This is a genomic window from Robertkochia solimangrovi, assembly GCF_007279655.1.
Lineage (GTDB): Bacteria > Bacteroidota > Bacteroidia > Flavobacteriales > Flavobacteriaceae > Robertkochia > Robertkochia solimangrovi.
In genome coordinates this window covers 563,471-584,058 of record NZ_QKWN01000002.1, presented here as the reverse complement: position 1 = coordinate 584,058, position 20,588 = coordinate 563,471, and the positions used below count along the sequence as shown (strand labels likewise).

Here is a 20,588-nt window from a genome sequence, read left to right as displayed (position 1 = left end):
ACCGAATTTAAAGTAAAAGCTTTATCAGGGAAAACTTCGATACTACTGTTGTATGAGACTATCGGATAATTTCAGTATTTCCTCAAGTGGACTGTCATAGGCTACCCAGTGTATGCTATCATCTTTTCGAAGCCAGGTAAGTTGACGCTTTGCAAATCTACGACTGTTCTTTTTGATCTCTGAAATTGCGTGGTCAAGTGAAAAATCACCAGCCATATATTGAAACAGCTCACGATACCCAACTGTTTGAAGTGCATTCAGGTCTTTAAAGGGAAACAAACCTTCAGCCTCATTTAGCAAACCTTGTTTCATCATGATATCTACCCGACGGTTGATCCTATCGTAAATGATCTCACGATCAGCCATTAATCCTATTTTAATAACACTGAATTCTCTAGGTGGCTTTTTGCGATTCAGGAAGGTAGAATAAGGTTGCCCTGAAGCTAATGAAACCTCTATGGCTCTTATGATACGATGCGGATTTTGAATATCGACTTTTTCAAAATATTCAGGATCCAGTACTTTTAACTTTCGTTGAAGTGCTCGTATGCCTTCAGATTCCAATTCCTTATTTAAATCCTTTCTGATAGATTCAGGAACTTCGGGAAATTCATCAAGTCCGTTGATCACGGCATCATTGTAGAGTCCGCTACCTCCAACCATGATTACAGTATCATGTTTCTGAAAGAGCTCTTCGAGCAGTGAGATAGCTTCAGACTCAAAGTCTCCTACGGTATAGTTGTCATGAATACTGATATGCTGTATGAAATGATGTTTTGCTGCGGCCAGTTCCTCAGGATCCGGTACTGCCGTGCCAATTGTCATTTCTTTAAAGAACTGGCGGGAATCTGAAGAAAGAATATCTGTTTTATAATGTTTGGCAAACGCAATACCTGTGGAGGTTTTTCCGATCGCAGTGGGTCCTAAGATGGTGATCAGCGTTTTTTTATTCATTTAGCAAAGATCCGCATTTATGACAATATTTTGCTCCTTCAAGATGTACATCCGCATTACAGTTTCTGCAAACCTGAGTGTTACTGTGGGTTTTATCCAGCATTCTGCGTTGTTTCGTGAACTCTGAAGTTACAATTCCCGTAGGTACGGCGATGATGCCATAACCGATGATCATAACGAAAGCTGCGATCACCTGACCGAGATCGGTTTGGGGTGCGATATCTCCATACCCAACTGTGGTAAGTGTTACAATGGTCCAATAGATACTTCTGGGAATTGACGTGAAGCCAGCTTCACTACCCTCGATAAGATACATGATCGTACCCATAATGACCGAAAGAATCAGAACGGTGTAAATGAAAACGAATATCTTCACACGGCTTGCCGCTATGGCTCTTTTGAGCTGAGAAGCCTCCCCCAGGTAACGAGCCAGTTTGAGAATTCTGAATATTCTTAATAATCGAAGTGCCCTTAAGGCTAGTAACATCTGTGATCCTGCAATAATATAAGAGAGATAGAGCGGGATAGTGGCCAACAGATCGATGATACCATACGGACTAAATATATATCGCCAGGGGCGTCTTATACAGATGATCCTGGCGATATATTCTACTGTGAACAGAAGGGTGATGATCCATTCTGCTACAAGTAATTGCTGGTGATATTTTGCATCGAAAGTGCGAACACTTTCCAACATAACCAATAGGATACTGGCAAGGATAATAATGATTAGAATGATATCAAATGTTTTACCTGCAGGAGTGTCTGCTTCGTAAATGACCTCATGCAGGCGATACCGCCAGTCTCTTTTATGCTCCTTAGTTTCCTTCAGTGGATTCAGTTGTAATACCAGTTTTTCTCTTGAGATGAACCGGTTGTTTGTTTTGTAAAATTACAACATCGTTCATTAATTTTTTAAGAGTTTGGTAATATTTCGTAGGAAAATACGAAGAAAGAACTTCGAGGTTCATCACGAGATGAAGTTGGTTGCTCAACACTTTCCAGTTATAATTGTAGGTCACTCCAAGACCATCTATTGTAAAACTTTTGTCATCCGGGTAGGAAACGATCTCATATTCGTCTCCCGGATCTATGATGATATTGTATTGATAATTAAAAGGAAACCCAAAATCTACCGGATAGGTACGATCTTCCAGTTTGAAGGGGTTGGTAAAGAATATTTTCTGGATGAAAGGATCCAGATATATTTCATCACTATCAAAATTTATCACAAGGTCATATTGTTCGCTGACCGGGCCTTCCGGATTATCGATATTTTTATGAGAATAATTCTCTACAACTGCATTACTATTCTTGTCATAATCGTTTTCGATCTTTTCCAAATAATTTTCGAGATCCTTGTTTTTTAGTTCACTGCGTTTATCGGCAGAAAAATAGCCTTTAGTCACTTCACGTACCTTTGCCACATCTTCGGAAAGGTTGAAGTAGATCTGCATATTCCATACGGAATACATGTCTTTGGTATCGATATCATACCAATAACTTCCCTTGTCGAAATCCATTACTCTCCCATACCCGTTAAGGTGTTCAAATTTGATGAATCCGAATTGAAGTGATTTGTCTGAAACATCGAGCAGATAGGATTTTTCATCCAGATCTAATTTAACGACCATGGCGTTGAATTCCGATATTACCGGGTATAATTTGGTGGGTAGATTTCTTTTTCGGTCTGCCAAAAGCATTATGTTAGCTTCATACCCTTTAGCTTTCAGGAAATTTAAAAGGATCAGATTCAATTCGGTATTGGTTCCCGCTTTATTTTCAAATACATCCTTTACATCGGCATTACGGAAAAGTCCGTCTACCCCTGTAGAGGTCAATTCTTTTTGTAACCAGTAATAGAGTTCTTTCGCGGTATTAAGATCTGAAGGGGATTTAGCCATAGTATCCGGAATCAACTTTTTGAAATACCCGTCTTTCTTTGATTGGCGGCCTATATCATCTGTTTTGAATTCCTTATCGGCATCCTTCCATGATCTTGTAAATCCGGTTTTGGAACCGTCAAAGTTGTGAACCTGCTTTAGTTCATAGATCAAAGATGAGATATAATTATATTTGGAGATCATATAATCTTCTGATTTGAAGGCCGGGATGTCATTGATGACATAATCACTGGCAACACATTGAGCACTTCCAACCCCCTGATAATACAGGCAGTCATCTACCAGCTTTTCATTTTTATCGGATAAGGCCAAAGGACCTACGAATTTGATATTGTATACATAATTTCCAGGGATGGAAGTATGATATTCACTATGTAGTTTCGGCAAATGGGACTGGAAGAACCAGGGTACGAAATTGAAGAAAAAAGGTGATTTGGTCGTATAGGTATAATCGATGATTGTTCCCTCAGTAATGTTGGGGATCGTGAATTTAACCAGATCTGTGGAAGGGGAATAATTTTCGGTATAGATATCATTCTTGCTGAGACGACTTACCGATCGGTCCGGATTGATGGCTATAGCCTGTGCTTCTACAAATTTCTCCTTACTCTTGCTCTCTAAAGATTTGTGAAGAGGGATTTCAATATCTGCTTCATCAAATGCTTTATCATTAAATATTTTTATACGAACGGTATACGTATAAAATAGTTGTAAGTGGTCGTACTGATCCTTTTTGATGGAAGCGTCACCACGTTCGTAAAGGATAAGTGCATTTGCGGTAGTATCCTTTTCGTAAGACATCATTTTCAGATCCTCTGGTGAAACCACACCAAAAGTAAATTTCGATTCCTGTGCTGTTGCTGTATGTATATACAAACAAAGCATCAGCAACATGCCAATAGAATTTTTCATAGTAGTATTTAGGTATTTTTAAAGACGCTTCAGAGTTTCCTAAAGCGGTTTCAAGATAAGGTTTTTTCGCTTCCGGATGTAGGATTCGATTAAATATTGTGTAGCCGGATTCGACGGTAAAGGAGTGATTATGGAGTTAACTATCTCTTGTTTAGTAATTTGGAACTGAAGATTAATATAGCCATACCCCTGTAATTTTCCTTCTTTCAAAACGATGATTCCCTTTTCATCAATATCTCTACCACTATCGGTTATGACGGCATTCATTGTAGTAAGGCTATACCGTTCAATCGCTTCTGAAACCCTTTTATTATAAGTTTCAGGTGCTTCCCGGCCGATACAGGCTCCGTGACATTCACCTATGGTTTCATTATAACATTGTTCTTTTGCTTCTGATAGGCCGTTGAGCTTATCGCACAAATTGAATTCATCATTGATCCGGTGCATAAAATTACCCGCTTCCTGTAATGTTCGAAAGTGGTAAAGGGCTTTTTCTCTGGGGTTAAAATCTCCGATCTTCAATTCGCGATATCCTTTAACTGAATAATTGTCATAGATTGCAAATTGAGGAGCCTGCTTCTTATTGCGACGGTTAAACTTAGGACGGTTGATGCGGATCTCCTCTAACTCCTTGAGTTTAGCGATCAATTCGTTACCGGTAAGATCATAAGTCACAGCTTTTACCTCCTTTTGAAGGTTACGTGCATAGGAGTTTAATTTGGTAAAAATATCATTCACGCTTTTTTTCATATTACGACTTCTGCCGATATGAATGATCTTACCATCATCATTATGAAAATAATAAACGCCGGTTTCCGAAGGAATGCGTTCAACGATATCGAGTAAGCGTGGGGCGAGTATTCCTGTACTTGCTGTGCGAATAGTATCCTGGATGATTGTTTTACCGGAATCCTTAGCCAGGAGAATCTTGAACAGTTTCAACGTGGCCATGGCATCACCATTGGCCCGGTGACGGTCACTTACCGGAATTCCAAGGGAACGCACCAATTTACCAAGACTATAGGAAGGTTGTTCCGGTAATAGTTTTTGCGAGAGTTCAACGGTACAAAGCGATCTGCGATTGTATTCATAACCGAGTCTGCTGAATTCTGTTTTCAGAATCCGGTAATCGAATTGAGCATTGTGAGCCACTAGGGTACAATCTTCGGTTATCTCGATAATTCTTTTTGCGACTTCATAGAATTTCGGAGCATTCACCAGCATCTTATTATTGATACCGGTAAGCTTTACGACGAAGGGTTGAATCTCCTTTTCAGGGTTGACAAGACTGATGAACTGATCGATGACCATTCTGCTGTCAAAGCGATATATAGCGACTTCAGTAATACCTTCTTCGTTATATTTACCTCCTGTGGTTTCTATGTCAAGTATTGCGTACAATTCGTTTTCTTTCTTAATTATATATTCTGTCGCCGAAAATACTACTTCCTATCCTAACCATGTTACTGCCATGCGCTACCGCGATCTTATAATCACCACTCATACCCATGGAAAGTGTATTCATTTGTATCCTTTCATCGGAATATGTTTCAGCTATACGATCAAAAAGAACCTTTAATCCTGTAAATTCTTCGATGATGGTCTGTTTGTTCTCTGTAAAGGTAGCCATCCCCATCAAACCTACAATTCGTATATGTTTTAAATCTTTGATTTCTTTACCGGATAGCAGCGCCATCAGTTCAGCTTCATCAAAACCGAACTTGCTTTCTTCCCTTGCAATATGGATCTGAAGGAGGCAATCAATAACACGGTCATGCTTTTGTGCCTGCTTATCGACTTCTTTTAACAAGCGAAAACTGTCTATCCCGTGTATCAGGTTGACAAAAGGGGCCATGTACTTCACTTTGTTACGTTGAACATGTCCAATCATATGCCATTGGATATCTTTTGGGAGATTTTCCCATTTGGTTGTCATTTCCTGGATCTTATTTTCACCAAAAATTCGTTGTCCGGCTTCGTAAGCTTCCAAGATCGCTGCATCAGGCTTGGTTTTGGAAACGGCAACCAGCGTGACATTTTCAGGTAATGAACTCTTGATATGATTTAGATTTTCTTTGATGCTCATAGTCTTAAAATTCGTAAATGGTGAGTCCGCTTTTCAATTTTGGTTCTATATACGTGGTTTTAGGAGGCATGGTTAGTCCGTCATCCGCGATGGCCTTTAATTGGTCTATGGTTACTGGGAACAGGTTGAAACCTACGCTGTACTTTCCATTATCGATCTGATCTTTCATCCGAATGACATTGTCTTTACCACAACCATATGCGATCCTTTTATCCGATCTCAGGTCACCGATTCCCAAAATAGGCTCAAGGATGGTCTTGATCAGGATTTGTGCATCCAATTTACTCAGTTCATCGCTGAATTCATAGGTTTTCCGGAGATAGAGACTATAAAAATTACCATCCAGATACATACAGAAATGATGTGGTTTGGTTGGATGATAATAGGTGATTCCCCGGTTTTCAATTCTGAAATGTTCATCCAGTTTGATCAGAAATTCTTCCGGAGTGAGTCCGTTGAGGTCTTTTACCATTCGGTTAAAATCACTGATACGTAATTGTGATTCAGGGATCAGGTAGCTCATGAAGTAGCCAAAACCCGGAGACTCTCCACTCATTTCTTGTTCCAGAAGGCATGAAGATGCCGACCTGTGGTGACCGTCTGCGATATACATACTTTCAACTTTGTTAAAGGCATTTTCGATCTTACGGATACGTTCTTCATCATAGATCCTCCATAATTTGTGCTGTATCCTGTCATTCGTCGAGAAGTTATATTCGGGTTCAGCAACCATTACCTCATCGACCAGGTGATCGATGCTTTCGTTATCGGGATAGGCGAGGAGTACAGGTTCAGCATTGAAACCAACAGTTTTCAGATAGTTCTTAAACAACACTTCTCTTTCATGGAGCGTTGATTCATGTTTTTTGATGACATCATTACGATAATCGTCAATACTTGCCGCAGCAAGAATTCCATAACTTCTGGTAAATCGGTCAGAGATCTCGTAAATATAGAATCCGGGAATTTCATCCTGTCGCAAAACCTGTTCTTCACGGAATTCCAGGTACCGGTTCTTAACCATTTTAAATCTTTGTTTACCGTTAAGTTCGTGGTGATAACGGTACCCCGGATTAATGATATGAAGAAAGGAATACGGATTAAAGGATAATGTAGCTTCTAGTTCTTCCCTTGAATAATCTTCATAAGATCGGGAAACCACTAAGGCCACCTTATCTTTTTCAGGTCTTACAGCTTTAAAAGGACGGATCCTGGTCATGATGTGGTTTCAAAAATTTGCATTTTTATCTCAGCTAAAACTCGCTGAAACTTTTTCCGCTTTTCGGCTTTCAGAATAATCATAGAAGCCTTCACCAGATTTTACTCCAAGTTTACCGGCGGTTACCATATTCACCAGTAAAGGGCAGGGAGCATATTTAGGATTTTTGAACCCATCATATAGAACCTGGAGAATTGAAAGGCATACATCGAGTCCGATGAAATCTGCCAGTTGTAAAGGACCCATTGGGTGGGCCATACCCAGTTTCATCACGGTATCGATTTCCTGAACACCGGCTACTCCATTGTAGAGTGTTTCAACGGCTTCGTTGATCATCGGCATTAAAATTCGGTTGGCAACAAAACCGGGATAATCATTAACCGCTACAGGAATCTTATCAAGGGACTTTGATAGTTCCATCACTGTAGCCATAACTTCGTCTGATGTGTTATATCCTCTGATAACCTCAACCAGTTTCATGATCGGTACCGGGTTCATGAAATGCATTCCGATGACCTTATCCTGTCTTTTCACTGCGGTAGCGATCTTAGTGATAGATATTGAGGAAGTATTGGTCGCCAGTATGGAGTCCGGATCGCAATATTCATCCAGTTGCTGAAATATCTTTAATTTAAGCGATTCATTTTCTGTTGCGGCCTCTACCACGAGTTCAGCACCAGAAACACCGGAACGTAGCTCTGTAAAGGTTTTAATGTTGCTTAATACGGTTTGTTTTTCCGCTTCATCGATACTTCCTTTTTTGATCATCCTGTCCAGATTGATCTGTATGGTTTGAATACCTTTTTCCAGCGATGTCTCAGAAATATCAATCAGGCGTACCGAGAAACCAAACTGAGCGAAAGTATGTGCTATACCGTTACCCATAGTTCCCGCACCGATAACTGCGATATTTTTCATGTGATTATTTTTTTTCTACCTGTTCGACGATCATAAGGGCCACCCGTAAGGCTTCGGTTCCTTGTTCAAGTGAAACGGCAGGTGTTGTATTGTTTTCGATTGCTGCGGCAAAACTCTCCAGTTCATCAAGAATGGCATTGTTCTGTACTACTTTTGGATTTTCGAAATAGATCTGTTTTTTAATTCCTTCAGCATTTTGAAGAATCAGCGCATACTCGTCCGGTTTTTTGGGAGCATCCTTCATCTTGACCACTTCTACCATTTTCTCCAGGAAATCGACTGAAATATAGGCGTCCTTTTGAAAGAACCTGGATTTACGCATATTCTTTAACGATATTCGGCTTGCGGTAAGGTTGGCTACACATCCGTTCTCGAATTCGATCCTTGCGTTCGCGATGTCGGGTGAATTACTGATCACAGCCACCCCGCTTGCATTGACACTTTTAACTTTTGAAGGAACAACACTAAGGATGATATCGATATCATGGATCATCAGGTCGAGAATGACCGGCACATCGGTACCGCGTGGGTTGAATTCAGCCAAACGGTGGGTTTCGATGAACATTGGATTCTCCACTTTCTCACGAATCGACATAAAGGCAGGATTAAAGCGTTCTACGTGTCCTACCTGTCCTTTGATTCCTTTTTCAGTGGCAGATCGAATAATCGCTTCTGCTTCTTCTACCGTATTGGTAATCGGTTTTTCCAGAAAGATATGCTTCCCTTTTTGGATCGCAGCCATGGCGCAATCATAATGCGAAAGAGTAGGAGTTACGATATCGACGACATCAACAGCATCGATCAATTCTTCAATGGTTTGAAAATATTTATAACCGAATTCCTTGGCTACTTTTTTGGCATTCTTCTCATCGGGATCAAAGAATCCGACGAGTTCATATTTATCAGATTGATTGAGTAGTCTCAAATGGATCTTGCCGAGATGGCCTGCACCCAAAACTCCTGCTTTTAGCATAAAATAAGTGTTTTTAACAAAAATAGGTTTATAATGCCATTCTTTCAACTGATAGCGGATAGTTTTTTTCCGGAGTCACTATTCTGCACGATTTAGTGGAAGTTATTTGTTATATTTTTTAATTTTACACCTCCTAAATGACCACCAGTTGAAAGATAGTTTTAAACATCAGGGCATGCGAAACAAGCTCGCAGAGACCGTTGCCGCTAAAGGTATAGCAGACAAGGGTGTTCTGGATGCCATCCGAAAGATTCCGCGCCATTTATTCATGGATAGTAGTTTTGAAGACCATGCCTATCAGGACAAAGCGTTTCCGATTGCTGCCGGACAGACCATTTCACAACCGTATACCGTAGCATTTCAAACCGAACTTTTAGAAGTTAAAAAGGGAGATAAAATACTGGAAATCGGTACTGGAAGCGGTTATCAGACTGCGATGTTGATCGAAAAGGGAGCTTTGGTATATAGCATTGAACGCCAAAAGGAATTGTTCAAAAGAACCAACCTTTTTCTTCCGAAACTAGGTTATAAACCTAAAAAGATGATCTTTGGTGATGGGTATAAAGGGTTGCCTGAGGAAGCTCCATTTGATGGTATTATCGTAACTGCCGGCGCTCCTTTCGTACCTAAACCATTACTGGCGCAGCTGAAAATAGGAGGAAAGCTGGTTATTCCGGTCGGAGACGATGTACAGGTTATGACCCTTTTTACCAGAACTTCAGGGAAATCCTTTGAAAGAAAGGAATTCGGTGATTTCAGATTTGTTCCGTTACTGGAAGATAAGAACTAAGAAGTCTGTTAGTTATTAAAGGCTTTTTTTACCCGATCCAGGTCACGTTTATTGTCGCGATCCTTTAGGGTATCCCGTTTGTCATAGAGCTTTTTACCTTTGGCCAGTGCAACCTCCATTTTCGCGAGACCCCGATCATTGATGAATAAACGTAGGGGTACGATTGTGTTTCCTGAATTTTTAACCGCTTTATGCCACTTTCTTAACTCCTGTTTGTTTAACAGCAATTTTCGTTCACTCTTAGGTCTGTGGTTAAAGTGAGATGCATGTGTATATTCCTCGATGGTCATGTTGATAACGAACAATTCTCCTTTTTCATTAAACTCACAAAAGCTCTCAGCAATAGAGGCTTTGCTGTTTCGTAAGGATTTTATTTCGGTACCGGCTAATACAATTCCAGCGATATATGTATCGAGGATCTCATATTCAAAGCGGGCACGTTTGTTTTTTATGTTAACATTGTTCTTCATAAGGAGCACAAAATTAATAACATTTATTGAATTGCAATTATATCTTTGTATTTCCCGAAATGGAATTTTAAAATGAATATATAGTATTGGTCCTAAGAATCTATGAAAAAATTTATTAAATACCCCGGATTTAGCAGTTTACTTTTTCTTCTTGTAATCTTTACATCTTGTGAACAAAATGCAGCTGAAATACTTGAAAACAGTATTGTAGCTACTGGAAGTAATGAACTTAATGGTAAAACGATAACTTTTGATTTTAGGGATAAATCGTATACTGCGACCAGAAAGGACGGGTTGTATACCCTGGAGCGATTTCAAACCGACACCTCAGGAACTGTTATAAGGGATGTATTATATAATGACGGATTTTTCAGAGAGATCGATGGGAAAAAGGTTGTTTTGCCGGATTCGATGGTAGTGAAGTATAGCAATTCGGTGAATTCAGTTCATTATTTTGCTGTATTGCCCTATGGTCTCCAGGATAAAGCTGTAAATAAAAGCCTGATCGGTGAGGTTACTATTGCAGAAATTCCTTATTATAAAATTAAGGTTTGGTTTGATCAGGATGGCGGTGGAAAGGATTTTGAAGATACTTTCGTTTATTGGGTGAACAAGAATAATAATAAGATAGATTATCTTGCTTACGGTTATAATACCGACGGGGGTGGACTGCGATTCCGTGAGGCTTACAACCGAAGAAATGTAGGTGGTGTTGATTTTGTTGACTATCTGAACTACAAAACAGATGATCTTTCCATTCCGGTCAGCAGTCTGGACAGCCTGTATGAAAAACAGGAATTAAAGCTTTTGTCTAAGATTGAGCTTCAGGACGTACAAGTGTCCCCTTGCAGTGGGTGTTAATCGATTGATAGCACGGTAACAGCAGATTTACCATCTAGTATTGTTACGATATACAACCTCGAATTATCATGATCAGGTATTTCCGGGAAATTTGAATTTCCGATAAGTTGATTTACCATTTCAGGAGTCGTATTGCTGTGTCCTACGACCAAAACGTTTAACCCTTTGTTTTCTTCAAGAAAGTTTTCCTTGCTCCAGTTTGACGGATCTATTTTTTTAATGTCCAACCCTTTGGCCATTGCAGTAGGAGACGCGGTAGCCTGCGTTCTCTTGTATTCGGTACTGAACACCTTATCCAAGGCTATGTGTTCGAACACATCTTTCCATTTCTGAGCGCGTAATTTTCCTTCTTCGGTAAGTTCCGGATCACGGTTATCGGAATCGGAACGATCCTTTTCGGCATGACGGATCATATATATAATAGTGGTGTTCTCAGAATTTGTTTTTTCAGAGGTAGCATTTCTTTCCGAACAGGAAAGTAAAATGGTAAAGAGGAGTAAAGTACCGAGGGTGATGATGTTTTTCATAATCTCAAATCTAACGATTTCGTGAAATTGTTGTACTACAAGTTTACAATTATTGTTGTAGGAAGTGTATATGCTTGAAATTTAGCTATTACCAGTATTTTTATAAGTTATTTCTGATGGTTAATAGTAAAAATACAAATATTTTAAGTGTATTTCGTCGAAAAAATAAGGATTTAAACGATATGTTAAAATTCATTCGCTATATTCGATATCGACTAAATGCCCTAAATAACCGATAAAAGGTAATTTTAAAAAAGATTAAAATCAACTAAGTGCCACCAAATCTGCATCCTATGAAATCACTAAAAATTAATACGACCGTGTTGTTTTTATTGCTGACAAGCCTGACTTTCGGACAGCAAATAGGAAAACCTCAACTTGCCTACACTTATGCATGTGTTAATGATGGCTTTAATAGTTTTAAAGCTGAATTCAGTTTTACAGAGAAGCCATTCAATTCTGATAATGAATTTTATATAGAGTTATCGGATAAGAACGGAAGTTTTGATAATGCAGTGCGTTTAAAAACGATCACCAACGAAAACTATTCGTTTACATTTACCAGTCAATTCAGTATGCCTGAGGACATCTCGGGAGATAATTACAGTATACGACTTCGGTCAACTTCACCGGCAATGACCAGTGAAGCATCCACAAGCTTTGCAGGTTATTTTGTTCCGAATGTTGAAATGGTACTCAATAACTATGAGAATTATACCCTTTGTTCCAATGCAGAAACCCTGATCAGTTTAGATATGGATGTTTCGGATTCCTATATCTGGTATAAGAATGGTGTGGAGTTCACTACCACACAGGAACCTGAATTAACAGTGTCTGAAGGGGGGGAATACTACGCAGAAGCCTATCTTGGTGCTTGTACCGGTGCGGTTTACTCGAATATTGTAGAAGTGGAGACTTCAGGTTCTTTTGAAATAGGTATATTGGGAGAAAACAGTATTTCTGCCTGTGCCGATACAACGGTTATACTGGAAGCGTCAGAGGATGATGCAACTTATAAATATCAATGGTATAAAAATGGTACCTTAATAGCTGGATTAGCAGATTATACACCTGCTTTGGAACTGAATGCAAAGACAGGTACCTACGGAGAATTTTATGTGAAAGTTACCAATGTTGGAGGTTGTTCCACTAAATCAGAAACGGTTACGGTATCTCAGAATAAAACGGTGGCTGTACAAACCACAACAGCTCTGAATACTGTCATTCTGGGTGAAAATACCGCTACTTTGGGAATCAGTGTTGACGATCAGAATGCTGAGGTGCTTTGGTATAAAAATGATCAGCCGATCTCAAATACCAATACCCGGTCGCTGGAAGTAGCAGAAAGTGGTTCTTATTATGCTGAGGTTTATACATCCGATGCATGTTCCGGAACCCTGAAGTCTCAAGTATTTAATGTTTACGAGCCGGTAAGCTTTGAAGTGGCTGTAAATTCTAATAGTAGCTATACTGACTGTGAAACAACCTCAACCGAATTGGTGACGAAGTATCTCAAAGCTACCTTGTCTAATGGAGATAAGATTAATGTTGAAAAAGAACTTTTTCATAATTTCACCTTCAACTGGTACAAGGATGCCGCCTCATTAGGAACACATACATCTTCCCTGAATCTTCAGGATTATAAGGCTAATGGACTTTACTGGCTGGAAGTAGTGTACAAGGAAAACACCTACGATTCCAATTCTGTTGATGTAATGCTCGGACTACCGATGGTATCTTTGGAGATTACCAGTGAGCTGTCATGTCAGCAAAGCGCGGTGTTAACAGCAACTCCAATTGAAAATGCTATATATAACTGGTATGCAGATGGAGAATTGTTAGAATCTTCTCTTGAAAATACACTGCTTACTTCCGTTGAAGGGAATTATGAAGTGGTTGCTGAATTAGTTGGGTGTCAAAGATCCTCAGAACCAGTAGCACTGGAACCTGCATCTAATGATCTGATTAGCATCTATCCCGGTAATTTTATCACCTTCGCAGAAGGTAGTGTCATTGAAGCAAGGGCTTCCGGCGGAGATTCATATGAATGGACCGATGCAGAAGGAAATGTTTTGAGTACTTCCGAGATCCTGATGATCGATACTGAAGGGGTTTATACCTTAACCGCAGGAGTAGGAGAGTGTAAGGTGGTGAAAACGGTGGAAGCTCAATTGAATAATGTAACGAGCATTCCGAACATAATCAGTCCGAATAACGATTCAATCAATGATAAATGGAAATTACCTCAGAAATTTCTTAACGATCCTGAGCTGGAAGTTGTGATCTGTGATGCATATGGTTCAACTGTTTTGAAGACAAATAGTTATGATAACACATGGCCTTCCCAATCGATGGGAACCCAGGGTAATTCACCGATTTTCTATTATTTTATCAATAAAGGCGGTAAGAATATTAAAAAAGGTTCTATAACTTTGATCAATTGAAACCTGAACTAAACTATTCTTTATGGCTAAGAACTACCTACTGGCTATACTATTCGTGTGGCTTGCCCAAATCGTTGCCGCACAGGTTGAAAACACCGGTCCGATTGTCGATTGGCGTCAGCATAACCTGACCAGATATAATAAGTTTCTGGTGAATCCGGCTTACAGTTATGTAAGGGAGGATTCGAAATCAGTGAGTTTCTGGAGCCGTGTGCAATGGACAGGAGTGGATAATTCCCCCCAGACCTTCCTGTTGAATTATTCAGGTAAAGTAAGTGAAAACTCTGGAGCAGGACTTGGTCTTTATCAACAGAATTTAGGTTTGCTCGTAGATTCCGGGTTGATCCTTAACTATGCATATAGCGTTCAGTTAGGACTTGATTCCAGGCTGACATTTGGATTGAATACGACACTTTTCCGCAGAGGGATTGACAAAAATGCGATCAATCCTACTGAACCAGATCCCTTGATTCTGGAAAATCAGGATGATTTCCTTTTCCTTTTAATGCCGGGTATGAATCTTACTTTGGGGAGTTTTGATCTGGGAGTTTATGCGGAAAACCTTATCGATTACAATTTTAATGATGGGAATAAGGTCACCGATTTTTCCGACAAGATCTATTCCTCACAACTGGCCTATACCAAACCTTTTAAATGGGCAGGCGGTATGCTTGAAGATGGATACTGGAGAACGCTGACTTATGTGAAGTCTTTACCTGAACAGGATATGCAGTATGGGATCAATTCCATGGTGGATATGCCTTATTATGGATGGATCATGGCTGGTTATAATAATGTTTATGGTATCAGTGGAGGTATTGGCGTAAAACTTGGTGATGGTATCAGTATCGGAATCAATTATGAGAACGGAAGCTCTCAAACAAATAAAGCCTTTGGGTCTACCTGGGAAGCGATTGCTACCATCGATCTCGGACCTCGTAAAATGAGAAAGAATGCTATTCCGACCAATGGTAAGGTCGTTAAGGCTAAAAATAAAGAAGAGGAAGTAAATAATGCCGTTGCAGAGAACGATACAGATGACAGTGCAGATATGGCTGATACCTCAAATGATTCCTATTCGATTGTCGGAGGATCGGAAAAGACGAGTACAACCAGTTATACTGTAGCTGGCGGAGGCGGCAATAGCTCAGATTCTAAGAGTCAGACTGCTGTGAACAACGATGGAACTGCAGCAAATACGAATAATACCACTACAGTTGTGGTTGATGCGGCAAATGAGGGAGTATCAGGAGCTAAAGAAAAGCAAGCTACAGACGATAAACATGCTATGGCATCTTCAGAAGAAACAGGGGTGACAACGACTACTACAGGCACGACGATTACACCTGAGCAAAAACAAGTGCTCACAGAAGAGGAAGCCGCCGCAGCCTTTGTTAAGGAAACGGATTCTATAATAAAGTCATTGAGTGGAAAAACAGGAGATAAGAATTCAGTAACTCTTGAAGTCTTCGGAGAAGACAGTAGTTATAAGACCATTCCTGCTGCGGAAGGCATCGAAAAAGGTTTTTATCTCATCGTTAATGTTTTTTCTCAGGAAAGCTATTTCACAGAATTCATGACGGATCTTGATCACCGGGGCTTTACTCCGGAATATTTCATAAATCCGGCAAATGATTATTATTACGTATACCTTCGCAAATCTACCAGCTACGTAGCGATCAAAAATGAACAGCGCTCAAACCTGAGTGGAAGTTATACGGCCGATAAATGGGTATTGTGGGTTAAATAGACAAGCCCACTAAGGAAGTTGATCTATCGAGATTAACATTTTTTCAGCAAGAAAAAGGCCGACATTATGTCGGCCTTTTTTTTACTTGTATCGGTTTAGATCTTCTTTCCGGCTATATATACATCTTCTATATTGAGGTTACCAAAATCATAGGGAAGGTACCCATAGGAAGGAATTTCTTTGGTGATGATGAAACTGGCGGATTTACCTTTGGTGATACTTCCGTGCGTTCTGGAGATCCCCATGGCATAAGCGGCGTTGATAGTAGCTGCATTTATCGCTTCCTCCGGAGTCATTTTCATTTTTATACAGGCGGTGGCTACCACCAGATTCATGTTTCCACTGGGAGCGGTTCCAGGATTGAAATCTGTTGCCAGTGCCAGTGGTAGACCAGCTTCAATGATCTTTCGCGCTGGCGTATAAGGAATCGAGATGAAGAATGAGCATAGTGGTAATGCAACCGGCATGGTTTCCGATTCTGATAAAGCGCTGATATCTGCATCATCGAGAACTTCAAGGTGATCAACACTTAAAGCTTTGTGTGTTACAGCTGAGGAAATGGCACCTATAATATTGAATTGGTTGACATGAACCTTTCCCTGTAAACCGAATTCGGATGCGGCTGAGAGCAATTTTTCCATATTCTCCACAGTGAAATATCCTTTTTCACAAAAAATATCGACGTAATCGGCCAGCTTTTCATCAGCGATGGCAGGTAGCATTTCCCGGATGATATGATCGATATATCCTTCCCGGTTATTTTTAAACGCATCTGGTACTGCATGAGCTCCGAGAAAGGTTGCTTTAACCGTTACAGGAAATTCTTCTTTCAGGCGTTTTATGACCCTTAGTATTTTCAACTCAGCTTCCAGGGTGAGACCGTACCCGCTTTTTATCTCTATAGCTCCGGTTCCCATTTTCATCACATTTGTCAATCGCAGGCGAGCCTGTTCATATAAGTCGTATTCAGAGGTTTCCTGGAGCTTTCTCGCTGAATTAAGGATTCCACCACCTTTACTGGCTATTTCTTCGTAGGAGAGTCCGTTGATGCGATCTACAAATTCCTGTTCCCGGTTGCCGGCATATACCAGGTGTGTGTGGCTGTCACACCAAGTGGGTAATACGGTTCGTCCACTTAGGTCGATCACGGTATCGGCAACTGAAAGATCCGCATAGCGCATTTCTCCGAAATCGATGATCATTTCATCCTCGGTAAGCAGAAATGCATTTTCAAGTACAGGCAGGATAGACATCTCGTCACCCTTTAATTTAACGGTTCCCGGTTCTCGTATTTGAAGCAGTTCTTTTATGTTGACGAATATGGTTTTCATGTGGTAAATTTTGAGGATAAAGTTATCAAAACATTTAGGATTACTCTTGTTTTATCGGTAAATTTGAGGGAACAGAACTCCCACATATTACATTATGAATAAAGGTATATATCTCTCAACCCTGGAGGCCGATAGCGGTAAATCTTTGGTTACTCTGGGACTCATGCGAGCATTATTAGGTAAGACTACAAAAGTTGGATTTTTCAGGCCTGTTATTGAAGATATTCCACAAGGTCAACAAGACAATCACATCAAGACCATCACCACTTATTTCGATCTGGACATCCCTTATGAGGACTGTTATGTTTTCACGCGATCGGAATTGATGCATATGAGCAATAAGGGGCTCACGGGTGAGGCACTTGACGAGATCATTAAAAAATATAAGGCACTGGAAGAAAGATGTGACCTCGTACTGGTGGAGGGAACCGACTTTTCCGGGGAAGGAGCTATCTTCGAATTCGAAACAAATGTACTTATCGCCAGAAATCTCGGGATTCCGGTGATCATTATTGGTAACGGAGGTGATAAGACCCGCGAAGAGTTGATGAGCAGTATGGAAATGGCATACAATACGTTCACCAATAAGGACGTGGAAGTCATGGCATTGATCGCTAACAAGATCAATCAGAGCAACCTGAAAATAGCGACTGATGGAATGCGGGAATTCCTTCCGGAAGATGTGCAGGTTTTTGCCATTCCCGTTGTGGAGACCCTATCGAATCCAACCATTAAAGAGATTACAGAAGCACTGGACGGGCAAGTATTGTTCGGGAAGGATTTTCTGGATAATCAGACCGGAAGTTTTGGAGTAGGGGCAATGCAGCTTCGAAATTACCTGACTCACTTAAAGGATGATAGTTTGGTGATCACTCCCGGAGACAGGGCTGATATTATACTCGGAGCCCTTCAGGCCAATATTTCAAGTAATTATCCCAGGATTTCCGGTATTTTTCTGACCGGTGGACTCTTACCGGAAGAACCCATACTTAAACTTATCGATGGTTTGTCTCAGGTGGTCCCGATCATATCCGTACAGGATGGTACTTTCAGCGTCACCAATAAAATCGGAAGTATTAAGTCTAATATTTATCCGGATAGTGTGCAGAAGATCGAGACTTCGATGGATACCTTCGAGAAATACGTTTCTTTCGATGCGGTAAACGACAGGCTGATCAATTTAAAGGCCAGGGGAATGACACCTAGAATGTTCCAGTATGGCCTCATTAAACGCGCACAGAAATCTAAAAAACGTATCGTCCTACCGGAAGGTACCGATGATCGCATATTGATGGCAGCTTCACGATTATTTGTGATGGACATCGTTGATATTACCTTATTGGGTAATGAGGATAAGATTCGTGAGAAGATTAGTAGTCTGGGTCTGACCATCGATCCCGCTAAAATAGATATTATCAATCCGCAAACCTCTGAGAAGTTTGATGATTATGCCAAAACTTTCTATGAATTAAGAAAGCATAAGAACGTAAATATGGATATTGCCCGCGATAGTATGTCTGATGTGTCCTATTATGGTACGATGATGATTTACAAGGGTGATGCTGATGGTATGGTTTCAGGGGCAGTTCATACCACGCAACATACCATCAGACCGGCCTTGCAGTTCATCAAGACCAAACCAGGGGTTTCTGTCGTCTCTTCTGTATTCTTTATGTGTCTTGAAGACAGAGTTTCTGTTTTCGGGGACTGTGCTATTAATCCAAACCCTACAGCAGAAGAACTGGCAGAGATCGCGATCTCTTCAGCAGAAAGCAGTTTGGCCTTCGGAATTGAACCGAAGATCGCCATGCTGTCCTACTCATCCGGAAGTTCGGGTAAAGGAGAGGATGTAGATCGGGTCAGAGAAGCTACTGCCATAGTAAAAGCAAAACGTCCGGATCTGAAGATCGAAGGGCCTATTCAATATGATGCCGCGGTTGATATCACTGTGGGTAAAAGTAAAATGCCGGATTCGGAAGTGGCCGGGAATGCAAGCGTACTTATTTTTCCTGATCTCAACACGGGTAATAATACCTATAAAGCCGTTCAGCGGGAAACCGGTGCTCTGGCAATAGGGCCTATGCTACAGGGACTCAACAAACCTGTGAACGATCTGAGCAGAGGGTGTACTGTTGACGATGTGTTCAACACCGTAATAATTACAGCCATTCAGGCACAGGGACTTTAAGTCGCTGTTAATTTTAAATTATAACTATTCTATGAGAAAGATCCTGGTAATCAACTCCGGAAGTTCTTCCATTAAACTCAAGTTATTCTTAATGCCTTCGGAAAATGTGGAGGCAAGTGCATTAATCGAGCGAATCGGTCAGGAAATGGGTAAGATAACTTTCAAGACCGACAAGCATGAAATTGAAAAGGAAATTCCGATACCGGACCACGAGACCGGTTTAAAAGCAGTGGCAGAAATGTTGCTGGACAAAAAGAAGGGAGTAATCTCCCATGAAGATGAAATTTTAGCTGTAGGACACAGAGTGGTACACGGTGGAAGCCGCTATTCCGGATCACTGGAGATCGATGAAGGGGTTAAGAAAAAGATCAAAGACCTTTTTGATCTTGCTCCTTTACACAATCCTCCCAGCTACAAAGGTATCGTCGTTTCGGAAATGATCTTTCCGAAAGCGAAGCAGATCGCTGTATTTGATACCGCTTTTCATCAATCGATTCCAACGAAAGCTCATAAATATGCCATTCCTAACAAGCTTTTGGAAAAAGACAACATACAGGTCTATGGTTTTCACGGGATCAGTCATAAATATGTAGCCGATCGCGCCATCGAATTCCTGAAAAAACAATCGTCTAAAATCATTACGATTCACTTAGGAAATGGTTGTAGTATGACGGCGGTTCAGGATGGAAGAAGCTATGATACTTCAATGGGTTTCAGTCCTGCTTCCGGGCTTATCATGGGAACTCGTAGTGGTGACCTGGATTATGCGGTGATCTTCCATATGATCGAAAATATAGGATATACCCCTGCCGAAGTGAATGAGATTCTTCAAAAACAAAGTGGAATGCTGGGTCTTACCGGTTACAGCGACCTTAGGGACATCGAAAAGGAAGCGATGAATGGAAATCATGAATGCAAGCTGGCTCTTGAGATGAATGCTTACCGTATCAAGAAGTATATAGGAGCTTATATAGCGGCCATGAATGGTGTTGATGCCATTGTATTTACCGCAGGGATTGGTGAGAATAGTGATCTGTTACGAGAGATGGTTTGTAGTAATATGAGCTATTTAGGTATACAGCTCGAACCTTATAAGAATAAAGTTAGATCGAACCAATTACGTGTGATCAGTAAAGAGGATTCACGCGTGACGGTTTTAGTAATTCCGACGAATGAAGAGTTGGAAATCGCCAACCAGGCTTTTGATCTGTTATAAGCTACGTTTTACTCATATGTATTTAAAAAGGCTTTCAGTTTTCTG

The 20,588-nt window shown here is 40.5% G+C and carries 17 protein-coding genes; 6 read left to right on the top strand and 11 right to left on the bottom strand.

Features of this window, described 5'->3' with window-relative positions; translation table 11 throughout:
• Positions 1-42: 42 nt before the first annotated feature.
• From miaA to DMZ48_RS06435, 8 genes are read right to left on the bottom strand one after another with little or no spacing between them, the layout of a single operon-like run.
• Positions 43-954, bottom strand: a complete 912-nt coding sequence (gene miaA, locus DMZ48_RS06470; protein WP_143954296.1) for a tRNA (adenosine(37)-N6)-dimethylallyltransferase MiaA — start codon at positions 952-954, stop codon at positions 43-45.
• Positions 947-1,786, bottom strand: a complete 840-nt coding sequence (locus DMZ48_RS06465; protein ID WP_143954295.1) for an ion transporter — start codon at positions 1,784-1,786, stop codon at positions 947-949. The genes miaA and DMZ48_RS06465 overlap by 8 nt, the downstream gene beginning before the upstream one ends.
• Positions 1,773-3,770, bottom strand: coding sequence for a DUF3857 domain-containing protein (locus tag DMZ48_RS06460; protein WP_143954294.1), 1,998 nt, complete (start codon positions 3,768-3,770; stop codon positions 1,773-1,775). The genes DMZ48_RS06465 and DMZ48_RS06460 overlap by 14 nt, the downstream gene beginning before the upstream one ends.
• A 39-nt stretch (positions 3,771-3,809) precedes the next feature.
• Positions 3,810-5,171: an exonuclease domain-containing protein gene (locus DMZ48_RS06455; RefSeq protein ID WP_143954293.1), complete on the bottom strand. Its 1,362-nt coding sequence runs from the start codon at positions 5,169-5,171 to the stop codon at positions 3,810-3,812.
• 13 nt (positions 5,172-5,184) lie between these two features.
• Positions 5,185-5,856, bottom strand: a complete 672-nt coding sequence (locus tag DMZ48_RS06450; RefSeq protein WP_143954292.1) for a YggS family pyridoxal phosphate-dependent enzyme — start codon at positions 5,854-5,856, stop codon at positions 5,185-5,187.
• A gap of 4 nt (positions 5,857-5,860) precedes the next feature.
• Entirely contained in the window at positions 5,861-7,075 is a 1,215-nt protein-coding gene (locus DMZ48_RS06445; protein ID WP_143954291.1) for a DUF1015 domain-containing protein, read from the bottom strand.
• Between the two features lie 30 nt (positions 7,076-7,105).
• The gene (locus DMZ48_RS06440) at positions 7,106-7,993 is read right to left on the bottom strand and encodes a 3-hydroxyacyl-CoA dehydrogenase family protein (RefSeq protein ID WP_143954290.1); all 888 of its coding nucleotides are present in this window, start codon (positions 7,991-7,993) and stop codon (positions 7,106-7,108) included.
• A gap of 4 nt (positions 7,994-7,997) precedes the next feature.
• Positions 7,998-8,966 (bottom strand): Gfo/Idh/MocA family protein, encoded by a 969-nt coding sequence (locus DMZ48_RS06435; RefSeq protein WP_143954289.1) that lies wholly within the window; start codon positions 8,964-8,966, stop codon positions 7,998-8,000.
• Positions 8,967-9,114: 148 nt separating this feature from the next.
• Between DMZ48_RS06435 and DMZ48_RS06430 the strand changes: the two genes are divergently transcribed.
• The gene (locus DMZ48_RS06430; protein WP_143954288.1) at positions 9,115-9,756 is read left to right on the top strand and encodes a protein-L-isoaspartate(D-aspartate) O-methyltransferase; all 642 of its coding nucleotides are present in this window, start codon (positions 9,115-9,117) and stop codon (positions 9,754-9,756) included.
• Positions 9,757-9,764: 8 nt separating this feature from the next.
• Here DMZ48_RS06430 and smpB read toward each other — a convergent pair whose 3' ends face one another.
• On the bottom strand, positions 9,765-10,226 hold the full coding sequence (gene smpB, locus DMZ48_RS06425) for an SsrA-binding protein SmpB (protein ID WP_143954287.1): 462 nt from the start codon (positions 10,224-10,226) through the stop codon (positions 9,765-9,767).
• Between the two features lie 102 nt (positions 10,227-10,328).
• On the opposite strand from smpB, the gene DMZ48_RS06420 reads away from it, so the two are divergent.
• Positions 10,329-11,087, top strand: coding sequence for a DUF6503 family protein (locus DMZ48_RS06420; RefSeq protein ID WP_143954286.1), 759 nt, complete (start codon positions 10,329-10,331; stop codon positions 11,085-11,087).
• On the opposite strand, the gene DMZ48_RS06415 is transcribed toward DMZ48_RS06420, so the two are convergent.
• Complete coding sequence (locus tag DMZ48_RS06415; RefSeq protein WP_143954285.1) at positions 11,084-11,614, bottom strand: SixA phosphatase family protein; 531 nt, start codon at positions 11,612-11,614, stop codon at positions 11,084-11,086. The two genes, DMZ48_RS06420 and DMZ48_RS06415, sit on opposite strands and share 4 nt — an antisense overlap.
• Positions 11,615-11,907: 293 nt before the next feature.
• Here DMZ48_RS06415 and DMZ48_RS06410 point away from each other — a divergent pair, with 293 nt between their 5' ends.
• Both DMZ48_RS06410 and DMZ48_RS06405 read left to right on the top strand, forming a co-directional pair.
• Positions 11,908-14,058, top strand: coding sequence for an Ig-like domain-containing protein (locus DMZ48_RS06410; protein ID WP_143954284.1), 2,151 nt, complete (start codon positions 11,908-11,910; stop codon positions 14,056-14,058).
• Positions 14,059-14,080: 22 nt separating this feature from the next.
• Positions 14,081-15,808 (top strand): PorP/SprF family type IX secretion system membrane protein, encoded by a 1,728-nt coding sequence (locus tag DMZ48_RS06405; RefSeq protein WP_143954283.1) that lies wholly within the window; start codon positions 14,081-14,083, stop codon positions 15,806-15,808.
• A 95-nt stretch (positions 15,809-15,903) separates the two neighbouring features.
• Here DMZ48_RS06405 and hutI read toward each other — a convergent pair whose 3' ends face one another.
• Positions 15,904-17,139: an imidazolonepropionase gene (gene hutI, locus DMZ48_RS06400; protein WP_143954282.1), complete on the bottom strand. Its 1,236-nt coding sequence runs from the start codon at positions 17,137-17,139 to the stop codon at positions 15,904-15,906.
• Positions 17,140-17,233: 94 nt separating this feature from the next.
• Between hutI and pta the strand changes: the two genes are divergently transcribed.
• Both pta and DMZ48_RS06390 read left to right on the top strand, forming a co-directional pair.
• On the top strand, positions 17,234-19,327 hold the full coding sequence (gene pta / locus DMZ48_RS06395) for a phosphate acetyltransferase (RefSeq protein WP_143954281.1): 2,094 nt from the start codon (positions 17,234-17,236) through the stop codon (positions 19,325-19,327).
• A 31-nt stretch (positions 19,328-19,358) separates the two neighbouring features.
• Complete coding sequence (locus tag DMZ48_RS06390) at positions 19,359-20,543, top strand: acetate/propionate family kinase (RefSeq protein WP_143954280.1); 1,185 nt, start codon at positions 19,359-19,361, stop codon at positions 20,541-20,543.
• Positions 20,544-20,588 lie beyond the last annotated feature (45 nt).

Bases quoted from the DNA above. Each gene is read 5' to 3' on its own strand.
- DMZ48_RS06435 (WP_143954289.1), bottom strand. From the start codon at position 8,966: ATGCTAAAAGCAGGAGTTTTGGGTGCAGGCCATCTCGGCAAGATCCAT.
- DMZ48_RS06390 (WP_143954280.1), top strand. From the start codon at position 19,359: ATGAGAAAGATCCTGGTAATCAACTCCGGAAGTTCTTCCATTAAACTC.
- DMZ48_RS06440 (WP_143954290.1), bottom strand. From the start codon at position 7,993: ATGAAAAATATCGCAGTTATCGGTGCGGGAACTATGGGTAACGGTATA.
- DMZ48_RS06450 (WP_143954292.1), bottom strand. From the start codon at position 5,856: ATGAGCATCAAAGAAAATCTAAATCATATCAAGAGTTCATTACCTGAA.
- DMZ48_RS06420 (WP_143954286.1), top strand. From the start codon at position 10,329: ATGAAAAAATTTATTAAATACCCCGGATTTAGCAGTTTACTTTTTCTT.
- DMZ48_RS06410 (WP_143954284.1), top strand. From the start codon at position 11,908: ATGAAATCACTAAAAATTAATACGACCGTGTTGTTTTTATTGCTGACA.
- DMZ48_RS06405 (WP_143954283.1), top strand. From the start codon at position 14,081: ATGGCTAAGAACTACCTACTGGCTATACTATTCGTGTGGCTTGCCCAA.
- miaA (WP_143954296.1), bottom strand. From the start codon at position 954: ATGAATAAAAAAACGCTGATCACCATCTTAGGACCCACTGCGATCGGA.
- DMZ48_RS06460 (WP_143954294.1), bottom strand. From the start codon at position 3,770: ATGAAAAATTCTATTGGCATGTTGCTGATGCTTTGTTTGTATATACAT.
- DMZ48_RS06415 (WP_143954285.1), bottom strand. From the start codon at position 11,614: ATGAAAAACATCATCACCCTCGGTACTTTACTCCTCTTTACCATTTTA.
- smpB (WP_143954287.1), bottom strand. From the start codon at position 10,226: ATGAAGAACAATGTTAACATAAAAAACAAACGTGCCCGCTTTGAATAT.
- hutI (WP_143954282.1), bottom strand. From the start codon at position 17,139: ATGAAAACCATATTCGTCAACATAAAAGAACTGCTTCAAATACGAGAA.
- pta (WP_143954281.1), top strand. From the start codon at position 17,234: ATGAATAAAGGTATATATCTCTCAACCCTGGAGGCCGATAGCGGTAAA.
- DMZ48_RS06445 (WP_143954291.1), bottom strand. From the start codon at position 7,075: ATGACCAGGATCCGTCCTTTTAAAGCTGTAAGACCTGAAAAAGATAAG.